Origin of the sequence: Kitasatospora atroaurantiaca (assembly GCF_007828955.1) — a bacterium.
Lineage (GTDB): Bacteria > Actinomycetota > Actinomycetes > Streptomycetales > Streptomycetaceae > Kitasatospora > Kitasatospora atroaurantiaca.
The window spans coordinates 2,078,834-2,093,358 of the sequence record NZ_VIVR01000001.1; the positions used below are offsets into that span (position 1 = coordinate 2,078,834).

14 protein-coding genes are annotated in these 14,525 nt (G+C 70.7%); 7 read left to right on the top strand and 7 right to left on the bottom strand.

Annotated features, from left to right (window positions below; translation table 11 throughout):
* Window positions 1-186: 186 nt before the first annotated feature.
* The 3 genes from FB465_RS09350 to FB465_RS09360 form a co-directional block, all read right to left on the bottom strand.
* Complete coding sequence (locus FB465_RS09350; protein WP_145789371.1) at window positions 187-762, bottom strand: TerD family protein; 576 nt, start codon at window positions 760-762, stop codon at window positions 187-189.
* Window positions 763-995: 233 nt separating this feature from the next.
* Entirely contained in the window at window positions 996-1,454 is a 459-nt protein-coding gene (locus FB465_RS09355) for a peroxiredoxin (RefSeq protein WP_145789372.1), read from the bottom strand.
* Between the two features lie 235 nt (window positions 1,455-1,689).
* On the bottom strand, window positions 1,690-2,130 hold the full coding sequence (locus FB465_RS09360) for a DUF3052 domain-containing protein (RefSeq protein WP_145789374.1): 441 nt from the start codon (window positions 2,128-2,130) through the stop codon (window positions 1,690-1,692).
* 526 nt (window positions 2,131-2,656) lie between these two features.
* Between FB465_RS09360 and aceE the strand changes: the two genes are divergently transcribed.
* Both aceE and FB465_RS35680 read left to right on the top strand, forming a co-directional pair.
* Window positions 2,657-5,407, top strand: coding sequence for a pyruvate dehydrogenase (acetyl-transferring), homodimeric type (gene aceE, locus FB465_RS09365; RefSeq protein WP_145789376.1), 2,751 nt, complete (start codon window positions 2,657-2,659; stop codon window positions 5,405-5,407).
* Window positions 5,408-5,522: 115 nt separating this feature from the next.
* Window positions 5,523-5,687 (top strand): hypothetical protein, encoded by a 165-nt coding sequence (locus tag FB465_RS35680; protein WP_170290535.1) that lies wholly within the window; start codon window positions 5,523-5,525, stop codon window positions 5,685-5,687.
* Between the two features lie 154 nt (window positions 5,688-5,841).
* On the opposite strand, the gene FB465_RS09370 is transcribed toward FB465_RS35680, so the two are convergent.
* Window positions 5,842-7,452: an MFS transporter gene (locus FB465_RS09370; RefSeq protein WP_145789378.1), complete on the bottom strand. Its 1,611-nt coding sequence runs from the start codon at window positions 7,450-7,452 to the stop codon at window positions 5,842-5,844.
* A gap of 210 nt (window positions 7,453-7,662) precedes the next feature.
* Here FB465_RS09370 and FB465_RS09375 point away from each other — a divergent pair, with 210 nt between their 5' ends.
* The 3 genes from FB465_RS09375 to FB465_RS09385 all read left to right on the top strand — a co-directional run bounded on the left by FB465_RS09375 (window position 7,663) and on the right by FB465_RS09385 (window position 10,139).
* Window positions 7,663-8,346 carry a TetR/AcrR family transcriptional regulator gene (locus FB465_RS09375; RefSeq protein ID WP_145789380.1) on the top strand — a complete coding sequence of 228 codons (684 nt, stop codon included), beginning with the start codon at window positions 7,663-7,665 and terminating at the stop codon, window positions 8,344-8,346.
* Window positions 8,347-8,455: 109 nt separating this feature from the next.
* Window positions 8,456-8,821, top strand: coding sequence for an MmcQ/YjbR family DNA-binding protein (locus FB465_RS09380; RefSeq protein WP_145789381.1), 366 nt, complete (start codon window positions 8,456-8,458; stop codon window positions 8,819-8,821).
* Between the two features lie 130 nt (window positions 8,822-8,951).
* On the top strand, window positions 8,952-10,139 hold the full coding sequence (locus FB465_RS09385; protein WP_145789383.1) for an alpha/beta hydrolase: 1,188 nt from the start codon (window positions 8,952-8,954) through the stop codon (window positions 10,137-10,139).
* Between the two features lie 72 nt (window positions 10,140-10,211).
* On the opposite strand, the gene FB465_RS09390 is transcribed toward FB465_RS09385, so the two are convergent.
* A complete protein-coding gene (locus tag FB465_RS09390; RefSeq protein WP_145789385.1) occupies window positions 10,212-11,210 on the bottom strand; it encodes a helix-turn-helix transcriptional regulator in 999 nt (332 codons plus the stop codon).
* Window positions 11,211-11,302: 92 nt separating this feature from the next.
* Here FB465_RS09390 and FB465_RS09395 point away from each other — a divergent pair, with 92 nt between their 5' ends.
* Window positions 11,303-11,881: a TIGR03086 family metal-binding protein gene (locus FB465_RS09395; protein WP_145789387.1), complete on the top strand. Its 579-nt coding sequence runs from the start codon at window positions 11,303-11,305 to the stop codon at window positions 11,879-11,881.
* A 196-nt stretch (window positions 11,882-12,077) separates the two neighbouring features.
* Here FB465_RS09395 and FB465_RS09400 read toward each other — a convergent pair whose 3' ends face one another.
* Together FB465_RS09400 and FB465_RS09405 are read right to left on the bottom strand one after the other, a co-directional pair.
* Entirely contained in the window at window positions 12,078-13,082 is a 1,005-nt protein-coding gene (locus tag FB465_RS09400; RefSeq protein WP_145789389.1) for an aldo/keto reductase, read from the bottom strand.
* A complete protein-coding gene (locus FB465_RS09405; protein WP_145789390.1) occupies window positions 13,079-13,543 on the bottom strand; it encodes a MerR family transcriptional regulator in 465 nt (154 codons plus the stop codon). The genes FB465_RS09400 and FB465_RS09405 overlap by 4 nt, the downstream gene beginning before the upstream one ends.
* A 107-nt stretch (window positions 13,544-13,650) precedes the next feature.
* Between FB465_RS09405 and FB465_RS09410 the strand changes: the two genes are divergently transcribed.
* The gene (locus FB465_RS09410; RefSeq protein WP_145789392.1) at window positions 13,651-14,484 is read left to right on the top strand and encodes a serine hydrolase domain-containing protein; all 834 of its coding nucleotides are present in this window, start codon (window positions 13,651-13,653) and stop codon (window positions 14,482-14,484) included.
* The last annotated feature ends 41 nt before the right edge of the window (window positions 14,485-14,525 follow it).

Genomic DNA, 14,525 nt, shown 5'->3' on the forward strand with positions numbered 1-14,525 from the left:
CCGCGGTCAGGCGCACCACAGGTGTATGCCCCCGCAGCCCCTTGCGGGCCCTACTGACCCGCTGAACTTGCTGAACTCCGTGCCGGCGTGTCCGGCCGTGCCGCAGCACAGCAGAGACCGGGGCCGGCGGGAGCGCTGTACGCTCCCGCCGGCCCCGGCCCCAAGACTATTCACCCGGGCATCGGGTCAGACATTGACCCCGAAGTCCTGGGCGATCCCGCGCAGGCCGGAGGCGTACCCCTGGCCGATGGCACGGAACTTCCACTCCTCGCCGTTGCGGTAGAGCTCGCCGAAGACCATCGCCGTCTCGGTGGAGGCGTCCTCGGAGAGGTCGTAGCGGGCGATCTCGGCGCCGCCCGCCTGGTTCACCACGCGGATGAAGGCGTTGCGGACCTGGCCGAAGTTCTGCTGGCGGTTCTCGGCGTCGTAGATCGAGACCGGGAAGACGATCTTGGTCACCTCGGCCGGCACGCCGACCAGGTTGACCTTGATCTGCTCGTCGTCGCCCTCGCCCTCACCGGTGAGGTTGTCACCGGTGTGCTCGACGGAACCGTCCGGGCTCTTGAGGTTGTTGAAGAAGACGAAGTTGCCGTCCGACCCGACCTTGCCGGCCTCGTTGCAGAGCAGGGCGCTGGCATCGAGGTCGAAATCGGAGCCGGTGGTGGTGCGGACGTCCCAGCCAAGGCCGACGATCACGGCGGTCAGGCCGGGAGCCTCCTTGGTGAGCGAGACATTGCCGCCCTTGCTCAGGCTGACACCCACTTGTCCTCCAAGATTCGGGAGGCACGTCGTGGTGCCCCCGGTGGTGCGGTCCCAGTCGCCTTCCGCATTTGGAAGGACTCCTGTCTCCTGCCAACGGCCCGATCGTAGTGCCGGGTTCCCCCATCGGGCAGTGACTCGGCCCGGCGTGGCTGCTATTCGCCGCTCGCTGCGAGCCACAAGGGGCTCGCGGCGATTGGCCCCACACCGGGCCGAGGGAAGCCGTCAACCGGGGCTCAGAGCGCCTCGACGGCCTCGAGGTAGGCCTGCTCGTCGCGCGCGTCCGGGAGGCCGTTGACGACCGACCAGCGGACCACGCCGGTCTTGTCGATCACGAAGGTGCCGCGCACCGCGCAGCCCTTCTCCTCGTCGAAGACGCCGTACGCCTTGGAGACCTCGCCGTGCGGCCAGAAGTCGGAGAGCAGCGGGTACTCGAGGTTCTCCTGGTCGGCGAAGACGCGGAGGGTGAAGGGCGAGTCGTTGGAGACCGCGAGGATCTGCACCGAGTCGTTCTGGAGGCGGGGCAGCTCCTTCTGGATCGCGCAGACCTCGCCGGTGCAGACACCGGTGAAGGCGAACGGGTAGAAGACCAGGACGACGTTCTTCTCGCCCTGGAAGTCGGAGAGCTTGACCAGCTCGCCGTGCTGGTTCTTGAGCTCGAAATCCGGAGCCTGGGTGCCGACCTCGATGGCCATGGTGGGACCTTCCTAAACCGGGTGCCGCGGCCCACGCTGCGCCGCGCGACTAGAGGGCATCCTTACATCCGTTCGGGGCGATTCCGCCGTACGGGTGAGCCCGGCTGGCCCGTACCCGCCCGGTTTCGCCCTGGGTGAACAGTCTCCCCGGCGGCACCTACAGGCCGGGTGGAGAAACGGCCGGACCCCGCTGGAGGAAGCTCCAGCGGGGTCCGGGGAGAGAGCGGTGGGCGGCTCAGCGCTTGCCGGTCTTCGCCGCCTTCGGGGAGGCCAGGCGGGTGCCCGCCCAGTCCTTGGCGATGGCCACCGAGCTGGTCTGGGAGAGGCCGGCCGTCCGGGCGGCGTCGGCGATCTCGTGCGCCTCGACGTGCCCGTCACGGCCCGTCTTGGGGGTCAGCAGCCACACCAGGCCGCCGTCCGCCAGGTACTCCAGGGCGTCGACCAGAGCGTCGGTGAGATCCCCGTCCTCCTCGCGGTGCCACAGCAGGACGGCGTCGGCGACGTCGTCGTAGTCCTCGTCGACGAGCTCGGTGCCGGTGATCTCCTCGATGCCCTCGCGGAGGTCCTGGTCACAGTCTTCGTCGAACCCGAGCTCCTGGACGATCTGGTCCTTCTCGAAACCGAGACGGTGCGCCGGGTTGTTGGACTTGTCCGCGGGGTCCGCGGTCGCGCTCACGGGAATAACCTCCAGTATTCGGCTCGGCATCCATGCCGAGGCTGTGGCCGTAGTCCACACGGGACCGGCGGTTCGCGCAAGTACCCGACCCCCGATCCCACCCAAAGGTTGACGTGTCGCAGGAGGACACGCCGACCGATGTGTCACACCTCACACCGATTTGCCCTTTTCTGCAAGACCCCATGATGCTGTGGCGCCGACGAATATCCAGGCCATACACCTGACCGAGATACGAACGGCATTCGGACCAGGCACCAGGGCGGGCGTAGAGTCTCCTGTTGGCCCTCACCCGGCCGCCCGCAATCGGACGGCAGGGAGCCTGAAACATTCAGGTACAGGTCGGACCACCTCTTCGTACCACCCGGTGGTGCGCAGCCCAGGCAACGGAGCCTGTCGCACGCCACCTGACCGGCCCGCCCACCAGGCGGAACGGTTACCCATCGGTAGAGATGACGGCTCTCCGAGTTTCGGTACACGATGGAGGCGGCGCGACACACCTCAGTTAGACCGACAGTGAAGGAACAGCGTGGCTTCCGGATCCGATCGCAACCCGATCATCATTGGCGGCCTTCCGAGTCAGGTCCCGGACTTCGATCCCGAGGAGACCGCGGAATGGCTGGAGTCGCTTGACGCGGCCATCGACGAGCGGGGGCGCGAGCGTGCCCGCTACCTGATGCTCCGCCTGATCGAGCGTGCCCGCGAGAAGCGTGTCGCCGTGCCCGAGATGCGCAGCACGGACTACGTCAACACCATCGCCACCAAGGACGAGCCCTTCTTCCCCGGCAACGAGGAGATCGAGCGCAAGGTCCTCAACGCGACCCGCTGGAACGCGGCCGTGATGGTCTCCCGGGCTCAGCGCCCCGGCATCGGCGTCGGTGGCCACATCGCCACCTTCGCATCCTCCGCGTCGCTCTACGACGTGGGCTTCAACTACTTCTTCCGGGGCAAGGACGCCGAGGGCGAGTCCGGCGACCAGATCTTCTTCCAGGGCCACGCCTCCCCCGGTATCTACGCCCGCGCCTTCCTCCTGGACCGACTGTCCGAGCAGCAGCTCGACGCGTTCCGCCAGGAGAAGTCGAAGGCCCCGTACGGCCTCTCCAGCTACCCGCACCCGCGGCTGATGCCGGACTTCTGGGAGTTCCCGACCGTCTCGATGGGCCTCGGCCCGCTCGGCGCGATCTACCAGGCCCGGATGAACCGCTACCTGGAGCACCGCGGCATCAAGGACACCTCGTCCTCGCACGTGTACGCCTTCCTCGGCGACGGCGAGATGGACGAGCCCGAGTCGCTCGGCCAGCTCTCCCTGGCCGCCCGCGAGGGCCTGGACAACCTGACCTTCGTCGTCAACTGCAACCTGCAGCGCCTCGACGGCCCGGTCCGCGGCAACGGCAAGATCATCCAGGAGCTGGAGTCGCAGTTCCGCGGCGCCGGCTGGAACGTCATCAAGCTGGTCTGGGACCGCAGCTGGGACCCGCTGCTCGCCCAGGACCGCGACGGCGTGCTGGTCAACAAGCTGAACACCACGGTGGACGGCCAGTTCCAGACCTACGCCACCGAGACCGGCGCGTACATCCGCGAGCACTTCTTCGGTGACGACCTGCGGCTGCGCAAGATGGTCGAGGACATGACCGACCAGCAGATCCAGCACCTGGGTCGCGGCGGCCACGACCACCGCAAGGTGTACGCGGCGTTCAAGGCGGCCCGCGAGCACAAGGGCCAGCCGACCGTCATCCTCGCGCAGACCGTCAAGGGCTGGACGCTGGGCCCGAACTTCGAGGGCCGCAACGCGACGCACCAGATGAAGAAGCTGACGGTCGAGGACCTGAAGCGCTTCCGCGACCGCCTGCACATCCCGATCACGGACAAGCAGCTCGAAGAGGGCTACCCGCCCTACTACCACCCGGGCCGCGACTCCGAAGAGATCCAGTACATGCACGACCGCCGCAAGGAGCTGGGCGGCTACGTGCCGACCCGCAAGGTGCGGCCGCGTCAGCTCGTCCTCCCGGGCGACGACGCGTACAAGGCGGTCAAGAAGGGTTCCGGCAACCAGACCATCGCCACCACCATGGCGTTCGTCCGGGTGCTCAAGGACCTGATGCGGGACAAGGGCATCGGCAACCGCTTCGTGCCGATCGCGCCCGACGAGTACCGCACCTTCGGTATGGACTCGCTGTTCCCGTCGGCGAAGATCTACAACCCGCTCGGCCAGACCTACGAGTCGGTCGACCGCGAGCTGCTCCTCGCCTACAAGGAGTCCCCGACCGGCCAGATGCTGCACGACGGCATCTCCGAGGCCGGCTGCACCGCCTCGCTGATCGCCGCCGGTTCGTCCTACGCGACGCACGGCGAGCCGCTGATCCCGGTCTACGTCTTCTACTCGATGTTCGGGTTCCAGCGCACCGGCGACCAGTTCTGGCAGATGGCCGACCAGCTGGCCCGCGGCTTCGTGATCGGCGCCACCGCCGGCCGCACCACGCTGACCGGTGAGGGTCTGCAGCACGCGGACGGCCACTCGCAGCTGCTCGCGTCGACCAACCCGGGCGTCGTCGCGTACGACCCCGCGTACGGCTTCGAGATCGCGCACATCGTCCAGGACGGTCTGCGGCGGATGTACGGCTCGACGGCGGAGCACCCGCACGGCGAGGACGTCTTCTACTACATGACGGTCTACAACGAGCCGATCAAGATGCCGGCCGAGCCGGAGAACGTCGACGTCGAGGGCATCCTCAAGGGTCTGCACCGGTACGCGCCGGCCACCGCGGGCCAGATCCCGGCCCAGATCCTCGCCTCGGGCGTGGCGGTGCCGTGGGCCCTGGAGGCCCAGCGCATCCTCGCCGAGGAGTGGAACGTCAAGGCCGACGTGTGGTCGGCGACCTCCTGGAACGAGCTGCGCCGCGACGCGGTGGAGGCCGAGGAGTTCAACCTGCTGCACCCGGAGGAGCCGCAGCGCGTCCCGTACGTGACTGCCAAGCTCCAGGGCGCCGAGGGCCCGTTCGTCGCCGTCTCCGACTGGATGCGTGCGGTGCCGGACCAGATCTCGCGCTGGGTGCCGGGCGTCTACCAGTCGCTGGGTGCGGACGGCTTCGGCTTCGCCGACACCCGTGGCGCCGCGCGTCGCTTCTTCCACATCGACGCGCAGTCGGTGGTCCTGGGCGTGCTCACCGAGCTCGCCAAGCAGGGCAAGATCGACCGCAGCGCCCTGAAGGACGCGATCGACCGCTACCAGCTGCTGGACGTGGCCGCGGCCGACCCGGGCGCCGCCGGCGGCGACGCCTGACCTGAGGCACGACGAAGGGCCGGACTCCCGATCGGGGGTCCGGCCCTTCGCGTTGTTTCCTACCAGCGGCCTAACTCGGGGCGCCCTGGCGTCTGTTCGCGGCGAGGATCGCCCTATGAAGGAAGAGATCATCGCCAGGGCCAGGTTCCTGCTCACCGAGCTCCACCTGCCCCCGGTCGAGGCCGGAGTCCGGCTCAAGGACTACTTCCCCGACCTGGAGCTGGAGGAGCGGGTCCGCTACGTGCAGGAGGCCACGGAGTACCAGGGCCAGAACACCTGAGAGGCTCCGCCGGTAGGTGCACCGATCGGGATCGGGTACCCCAAGGGGCGCGGGGAACTGCGCGAGGCGGAGAGTACGAGTAGTGCCCTTCCGCTGCGCGCAGTTCCCCGCGCCCCTGTGGCCGGCCCGTCGCAGTGGCGTTACGGGTCTCCGGTCAGATGTGTACGGCCGGGCCGGCCTCGGTCTCGCCCTTCTTGGTGAGCAGGGCGAGCACGGCGGCGGCGAAGGCGACCACCGCGGCGACTCCGAAGGCCAGCGACATGCCGCTGACGAAGGAGTCGTGCACCGCCGTGGCCATGCCGTGGACGACCTGTTCGGGGGTGCCGGGCCGGGCGGGCGGGGTGATGCCGAGCTGGGCGGCCTGCTTCAGGCCCTCGGCTTGGGCGCCCTCGACCGGCGGCAGGCCCGCCTTGGCCCAGTTGCCAGGCAGGACGTCGGTGACCTTGGCGGCCATCACCGCGCCCAGCACGGCGGTGCCCAGGCTGCCGCCGACCTGCATCGCGGCCTGCTGCAGACCGCCGGCCACCCCGGCGAGCTCCAGCGGGGCGTTGCCGACGATCACCTCGGTCGCACCGACCATGACCGGGCTGATGCCCAGGCCCATCAGGACGAACCAGAGCGACATCACGCCGGTGCCCGAGCCGGTGTCCAGGGTGGACATGCCGTACATCGCCACGGTGGTGAGCAGCATGCCCACCACGATCGGGATGCGCGGGCCGACCTTGCCGATCGCGGCACCGGCCGCCGGTGCGCCGACGATCATCATGCCGGTCATCGGCAGCAGGTGGACGCCGGCCTGGACGGGCGTCATCCCGTGCACGTTCTGCAGGTAGAAGGTGACGAAGAAGATCGCGCCGAAGAACGCGAAGGCCATCAGCACCATCAGCAGCGTGCCCGCGGAGAGCGGCACCGAGCGGAACAGGCCGAGCGGGACCAGCGGCTCCTTCGCCCTGCCCTGCCAGAGCGCGAAGAGCACCATGGCGACCACCGCGCCGCCGAGGAAGAGCAGCGTGCTGGTGTCGCCCCAGCCCCAGGCCGGAGCCTTGATGATGCCCCAGACCAGCATGAACATCGCGGCCGACAGCAGCACGATGCCGGGGATGTCGAAGGACTTGGCGGCGTTCTCGGCCCGTACGTCCCGCAGGATCCACAGGCCCAGGGCCAGGGCGATCAGGCCGACGGGCACGTTGATGAAGAAGACCGACTGCCAGCTGACGTGCTCGACCAGCAGGCCGCCGACGATCGGCCCGGCCGCCGTGGACGCGCCGATCACGCCGGCCCAGATGCCGATCGCCATGTTCAGCTTCTCGACCGGGAAGGCGCCGCGCAGCAGACCGAGCGCAGCGGGCTGCAGCAGCGCGCCGAAGAGACCCTGCAGCACGCGGAAGGCGATCACGGTCTGGATGTTGGTCGCAAAACCGATCGCGGCCGAGGTGGCGGCGAACCCGGCCGCGCCGACCAGGAAGGTCGCCTTGTGGCCGAAGCGGTCGCCGATCTTGCCGGCGGTGATCAGGAACACCGCGAGCGCCAGCAGGTAGCCGCTGGTCACCCACTGGATGTCGGCGGGCGAGGCACCGAGGTCGGTCTGGATGGCCGGGTTCGCGATGGCCACGACGGTGCCGTCGAGCGCCACCATCATCACGCCCACGGCGACGGTGAGCAGGGTGAGCCAGGGGTGGCCCTGCAGGCTGCGCCGGCCGGTGGGCGGCGCGCTGCGCTGCGGCGGTACGTCCGCCTTCTCGCTGTTGACGACGGACTGGCTCATCTGGAGGGCCTTCCGGGAGCTCGGGAACGTGGTCGTGGCGCCCCGGCCCACCCGTCCCCACGAGTCGTCCGGCCTGACGGGCGCCACTACCGAGGGACATTATGTCAGTCGCTGACATTCGGCAAACTCTGACTTCTGGCCATGTCTGACATTTGTCAGAGCGCTATCGTTAGGGGGTCAGGAACCCCGGCAGTCGGAAGGCCCACCACCATGGCCGCGCAGCTCACCCGCCCCGCCACAGATCCGAGCTGCCGGGTGCTCGGCCTGCGCGAGCGCAAGAAGCAGCGCACCCGCGACGCCCTGGTGGACGCCGCCCACCAGCTCTTCCTCAGCCAGGGCTACGCCCGCACCACGGTCGACGAGATCGCCGCCGCGGTGGACGTCTCGCAGCGGACCTTCTTCCGGTACTTCGCGAACAAGGACGAGGTCGCGCTCGCGATCCTGGCCGACGCCGAGGACCACTTCGTCGCCAACCTGGGCGCCCGCCCCGCCACCGAGAACCCGCTGCAGGCCCTGCGCAACGCGATCGTCCAGACCTGGCGGGAGCTCGGCACCGCCAGGGAGACCACCGGCTCCAGCAGCATCACAGCCGCGCTGGAACTCCTCCAGCTGATCGAGGACACCCCGACACTGCTGGCCGCCCACCTGCGCCGGATCACCGAGCAGGAGCGGATCGTGGCCGGGATCCTCGCCGAACGGGAGGGCCTGGACCCGGCGGCGGACCTGCGGCCCAAGGTGCTGGCCGCGGTCTTCGGCGGGGTGCTGCGCTCGGCCCACCTCTCCTGGAGCGCGGGCGACGCCCCGGTCGGCGACGCCGGCCCGGAGGGCATGATCACCATCATCGAGTCACACTTCGACCAGCTCGGCCCGGCCCTGGCGGGCGATTGGCGCTGAGGGGCTCCGCCAGTAGGTGCGGCAGTGGGCCAACCACAGGGACGCCCGATCCTGATCGGTGCGCCTACCGGCAGACGCAAATGTCAGTGCGCGGTCCTACGCTGGCGCCATGGTGACGTTCGATCAGTTCCTGACCATGGGCCTGGCCCTCCCCCGAGCCACCGAGCGGCTCACCTGGGAGACGGAGGTGACACTCCGGGTCGGCGAGAAGATCTTCGCCATGGGCACCCCCGACAGCGGCGCGGTCTGCGTCAAGGCCTCGAAGGAGGACCAGGCGGAGCTGCTCGCCGCCGCCCCGGAGATCTTCTCGGTGGCCCCGTACGTCGGCCGGCACGGCTGGGTGCTGGTCAGTCTGGCCAAGGTCGATCCGGACGAGCTTCATGATCTACTGGTCGAGGCCTGGCGTAGCATCGCCCCGAAGAAGCTGGTCAGGGAGTTCGACGCGGCCGAGATCAAGGGGTCCGGCCCCGTGTGAGCCATCCCACAGTTTAGACTCTGCACGCCCCCTGCTCGGAGCGCCTACGCTGGCTGACGAGTAGTTGGCAGTCGTACCACCATCGGGCCGCGCCCGCTGTGACGGTCACGGGTCCGAGGGAGTTGACGCCATGCAGCGCAGGCGGGTCAAGCGCATGCTGATAGGTGCCTTCGCTGCCGGTGCGGTGCTGGTGGACGCCGGTGCCGCCGCCGCCCAGGCCGCCGCCGCCAACGAACAGGTCGCCATCTCCACGCCGCCCGCCGGCAGCGCCGAGTGGGTGGCGGACCACTCCCTCGGCCGCAGCCTGCCCGACCCGGCCACCGCCGACGCCCGTACCGTCGCGGCCTTCTTCACCTCGCTCACCCCCGAGCAGACCGAGCAGCTGATCGCCGAGTACCCGCTGGTGGTCGGCAACCTCGACGGCGCGCCGCTCGACCTCCGCTACCGCGCCAACCGGGTGGCCATCGCCGCCGAGCGCGACCGGGCCAGGGCCCGCGCGGCGGACCAGAAGCTGGACGCCACCACCCGCGCCGAGGCCACCTCCCGCGCCGACGACAGTGAGCACCTGCTCGCCCGCGGCCGCCAGATCCTGGCCTTCGACCCGCGCGGCCGGGGCCTGGTCAGCGAGGTGTACGGCGACCTTGCGAAGGCCGACCGCGTCTCCGTCCTGGTACCCGGCTCCGACGCCGACCTCGGCCACTTCGACCAGGCCGCCGACCCCCTGCGCTCCCCCGCCGGGATGGCCCGCGCCCTGGTCGCCGAGGAGCACCGCCAGTCCCCCGGCACCCGCACCGCCGTGATCGCCTGGACGGGGTACGTCACCCCCTCCGGCCTCGGCCCGGACGCCGTCACCTCCCGCCTCGCCGAGGTCGCCGCCCCACGCCTGGAGCGACTGCTCGCCGGGCTGGCCGTCACCAGTGCCCCCGAGGCGCCGCCGGCCCTGTTCTGCCACTCGTACGGCTCGGTGGTGTGCGGCACCGCCGCACCGGAGATCCACGACGGCCAGGCCACCGACGTGGTGGTCTTCGGCAGCCCGGGCATGGGCGTGCAGAGCACGGGCGAGCTGGGCGACGGCGTCCGGGTCTGGGCCACCCGCAACCCCACCGACTGGATCGGCAACGTCCCGTACCTGGAGGTCGGCGGCCTCGGCCACGGCGCCGACCCGACCACGACGGACTTCGGCGCGGTCGAGATCTCCTCGGCCGGCGCCGTCGGCCACACCGGCTACCTGGCGGCCAACACCTCCAGCCTGCACAACTTCGGCGCGATCGCCCTCGGCCGCTACCAGAGCGTGAGCCACCCGCCGGCCACGGCCTGAGAGTCCGCGCAGCTGAGCAACCACACAGGGGCGCGGGGAACTGCGCGAGATCGGAAGGCACTGACCTGTGCCCTACCGCTGCGCGCAGTTCCCCGCGCCCCTGGACAGTGCAACTGGCCGACGGTAGAGCTTGCCAACCTCTGCTGCGGCGCGGGCCAGCTCCGTACGGGCCTCCTCGGGCGACAGCACCTCCACGTCCGCGCCGAAAGCGAGCAGCGCCCGGGCCGCGGCAACCGCGCGGAAGCCCAGCGTCACCTCCGTCCACTCGGCGTCGACGGTCGTCGGCGTCTCGATCAGCAGGGCCGCATGGATGCGCAGGAACATGTCCAGCCGCCCCCGGCGCACCCGGGCCACGACCCTCACCTCTGCCGGCCGCCGCTCGACCTGCTCCCGCAGGACCGTCCAGACCTCCGCGAGCGTCAGGCCCGCACGGCGTCTGACCAGCTCCTCCTCGGCCACCGCCGCCAGCACGCGGTCCACCCGGAACAGCCGGGGCTCGGCCTCGAGGTCGGCCACCAGGTACCAGACGCCCGCCTTGCTCACCAGCCCGTACGGGTCGACGGTGTACTCGCTCGGCCCGTCCGCGCCGCTGTGCCGGTAGCGCAGCCGTAGCCGCTGGTCGGCGAAGACCGCGCGCTGCAGCTCGCCGAGGTCCACCGCATCGGCCTCCACCCGCATCCAGCGGGCCGGGTCGACCAGGATGCGTTCGCTGGTTCGCTCGGCGGCCGGGCGGTGCGGGGCCGGCAGGGCCGCCATCACCTTGCGCAGCGCCGAGCCGAGGGCGCCGCCCAGACCCAGAGCGTCGTGGGCCCCCTGGGAGGAGAGGACGAACAGTGCACGGGCCTCGTCGCTGGTCAGCCCGGTGACGTCGGTGCGGTAGCCGGGCAGCAGGTTGATCCCACCGTGCCGCCCGCGCTCGGCCCAGACCGGCACCCCGGCGGCCGACAGGGCGTCGACGTCCCGGTAGATGGTGCGGACGGAGACCTCAAGGCGCTCGGCGAGTTCGACGGCCGAGACCTGACCCCGGGTCTGGAGCAGCAGCAGGATCGAGAGCAGACGGTCGGCTTTCACCACCGAAGAATAAATCCTGACGCTGGATGTCAGGTATTGCCGGGAGAGTGCTCCTCGTACGGATTCCCCTCCGCAGCCAAGGAGTTGCTCCCATGGACACCACCCTCGACCCCCGCCCGGTCTACCAGCGCGCCCTCGACCAGCTGGAGAAGCTGTTCGCCGCCGTCACCCCGGACCGGATGACCCGGCCGACCGCGTGCACCGAGTACGACCTGCGGGCGCTGCTCAGCCACACCGTGGGCGGGATCCACCGGATCGCGTACGTCGGCGAGGGCGGCCGCAGCGAGGACGTGCCGGCCTGGATCGAGCCCGTCGCCGACGACGCCTGGCCGGCCGCGCTCGGCCGGGCCCGGGTACGCGTCACCACCGCGTGGAGCGATGACGAGAAGCTGGAGCGGATCGCCTCGGTGCCGTGGGGCGAGCTGCCGGGCCGCTTCGCGCTGGGTGGCTACGTCATGGAGGCGACCACCCACTCGTGGGACATCGCCCAGGTCGTGGCCCCCGAGGCCGCGCTGGACGAGCACCTGGCCCAGGTCGCGCTGGCCATCGCCGAGCAGACCCTCCCGACCGACCCGCGGGGCGGAGAGGTCCCCTTCGGCCCGGTGCAGCCGGCCCCGGCGGACGCCGATGTCTACACCCGGCTCGCCGCCTGGCTCGGCCGCGAGGTCTGAGGGCGAGCCAGTTCTGACGAGCCGATTCTGAGGGCGAGCCGATAAGGGCGCGGGGCTCTACTGATCAACTGCGTGCGCGAAAACGGAAGGTACGCCGCCGTCACCGCCTCGCGGCGAACAGTTGCACCCCGTTGCGCACGGCGCTTCGGGGTGCAACTCGCGCCGGCGCACCAGGTACGGTCGCGCCCCTGCGGAGCTACTCGCGGCCCGCCGAGGTGAAGCTCATGTCGGCGTACCGGGTGCCCGCCACCTGGCCGGCGATCGGCTCCAGCTCCGCCAGCTCCTCGGCGGTCAGCCGCAGGCTCGCCGCAGCGGTGTTCTCGGCAAGCCGACTGCGCTTACGGGTGCCCGGGATCGGCACCACCGTCAGCCCGTGCACCTCGGCCCGCTGCTGCACCCAGGCGAGCGCGACCTGCGCTGCGGTGGCGCCCCGTCCGGCGGCGATCTTCTGGATCGGGGCGACCAGCGCCGCGTTCTCGGCCGCGTTGGCCCCGCTGAACTGCGGGTGGTTGCGCCGGTAGTCGCCCTCGGTCAGCTCCTCGGCGGCCGCGAACGACCCCGTCAGGAAGCCCCGCCCGAGCGGCGAGTACGGCACGAAGGCGACCCCGAGCTCGGCGGCGGCCGGGACGGCGGTGCGCTCGACGTCGCGGGAGAAGATCGACCACTCGGACTGCAGCGCGGCGATCGGGTGCACCGCGTACGCCTCGCGCAGCTCGTCCCCGGTGACCTCGGAGAGCCCGAGGTGACGCACCTTGCCGGCCTGGACCAGTTCGGCCATCGCGCCGACCGAGTCGGCGAGCGGGACGGCCGGGTCGCGGCGGTGCATGTAGTACAGGTCGATGACGTCCACGCCGAGCCGGCGCAGCGAGGCGTCCACGGCGCTGCGGATGTACGCCGGGTCGTTGCGAACGCCCCGGTAGGCCGGGTCGTCGGCGCGGCGCTCGATGGCGAACTTGGTGGCCAGGACGACCTTGTCGCGGTTGGCCCGGACGAACGGGCCGATCAGCTCCTCGTTGTGGCCGGAGCCGTAGACGTCAGCGGTGTCGAAGAGGGTGACGCCGAGGTCGAGGGCGGCGTCCAGGGTGGCGAGCGCCTCGGCGGTGTCGGTCGGGCCGTAGAACTCGCTCATGCCCATGCAGCCGAGGCCCTGGATGCCGACGGTGGGGCCGTTGCTGCCGAGGACGGCGGTGGGGAGGCTCATGCGCTCTGCTTCTTCCTGTCGTTCGCGGTTCGTGAGTACAGGTCGATCTTGTAGTCGAGGACGGCGAGGGTCGCGTGCAGATCGGCGATCTTCTGCCGGACCTCCTCGCGGTGGGCGACGAGGATGTCGCGCCGGTCGCCGTAGGTCTGCTCGCCGGCCCGGGCCAGCTCCACGTACCGGAGCATGTCGGCCACCGGCATGCCGGTCAGCCGCAGCCGGCCGAGGAAGGCCAGCCGGGTCAGGTCCGCGTCGCTGTAGCGGCGCTGGCCGGAGTAGGAGCGGTCGATCGGGTCGAGCAGACCGATCCGTTCGTACCAGCGCAGCGTGTGGGCCGTCAGACCGCTCGCGGCGGCGACCTCGCTGATGGTGTGCCGCGGGGTCCGGTCGGCGTCCGAACTCGCTGCTTGGTACGCCTCGCCGCAGGTGAGCAGGTCGACTGAGATCGGTGCGAGCGTTGCCATGGTGGACCCCCGGTGGTCGGCGACGACTACGAAGCTACTGAGTTAGAGCGCACTCCAAGCAAGCCTCCCACGCGGGTCGGACGGGCCGGAGTCGTTAGAGTCGGCCCATGCAGAGCTTGCGGATGATCGAGGACTGGCCGGTGCCCAACGCGGCGACCGCCGTGGTGCGCGGGGCTGACGGCGCCCTGCTGGGTGAGAACGGGCCGCAGGAGCGGCTGTTCCCGCTGGCGTCGGTGACCAAGCTGCTCACCTCGTACGCCGTGCTGGTCGCGGTCGAGGAGGGCGTCTTCGAGCTGGACGACCCGGCGGGCCCGGAGGGTTCGACGGTGCGGCACCTCCTGGCGCACACCTCGGGGCTGGCCTTCGACGAGCACCGGGTGATGGCGCCTCCCGGCAACCGGCGGCTGTACTCCAACGCCGGGTTCGACGTGCTGGCCGACACCCTGACCAAGGCCTCCGGCATCAACTTCGCGCAGTACGCGGCGGAGGCGGTGTTCGAACCGCTCAGGATGCGGGCGACGCTGATCAACACCGCGCACCGCTCCCCGGCGGGCGCGGGCGGCCTCTCCACGGTGGCCGACCTGGCCCTGTTCGCGGCGGAGCTCCAGGCTCCCAAGCTGCTGGACCCGTCCACGGTGCACGCCGCCACCCGCGAGGTCGCGTACCCGGGCCTGAGCGGCGTCCTGCCCGGCTTCGGCCACCGCAGGCCGAACGACTGGGGCCTGGGCTTCGAGATCCGCGGCGACAAGTCCCCGCACTGGACGGGCGCCGGGAGCTCGCCGGAGACCTTCGGCCACTTCGGGCAGTCCGGCACCTTCCTCTGGGTCGACCCGGCGGCGGGCGCGGCCTGCATCGCCCTGACGGACCGTGACTTCGGCCCCTGGGCGGCCGAGGCCTGGCCCCTCTTCACCGACGCGGTGCTCGCCGAACTGCACGGCTGACGCACCGTACGCCCATGGGGGCGCACCCTACGCACATGGGC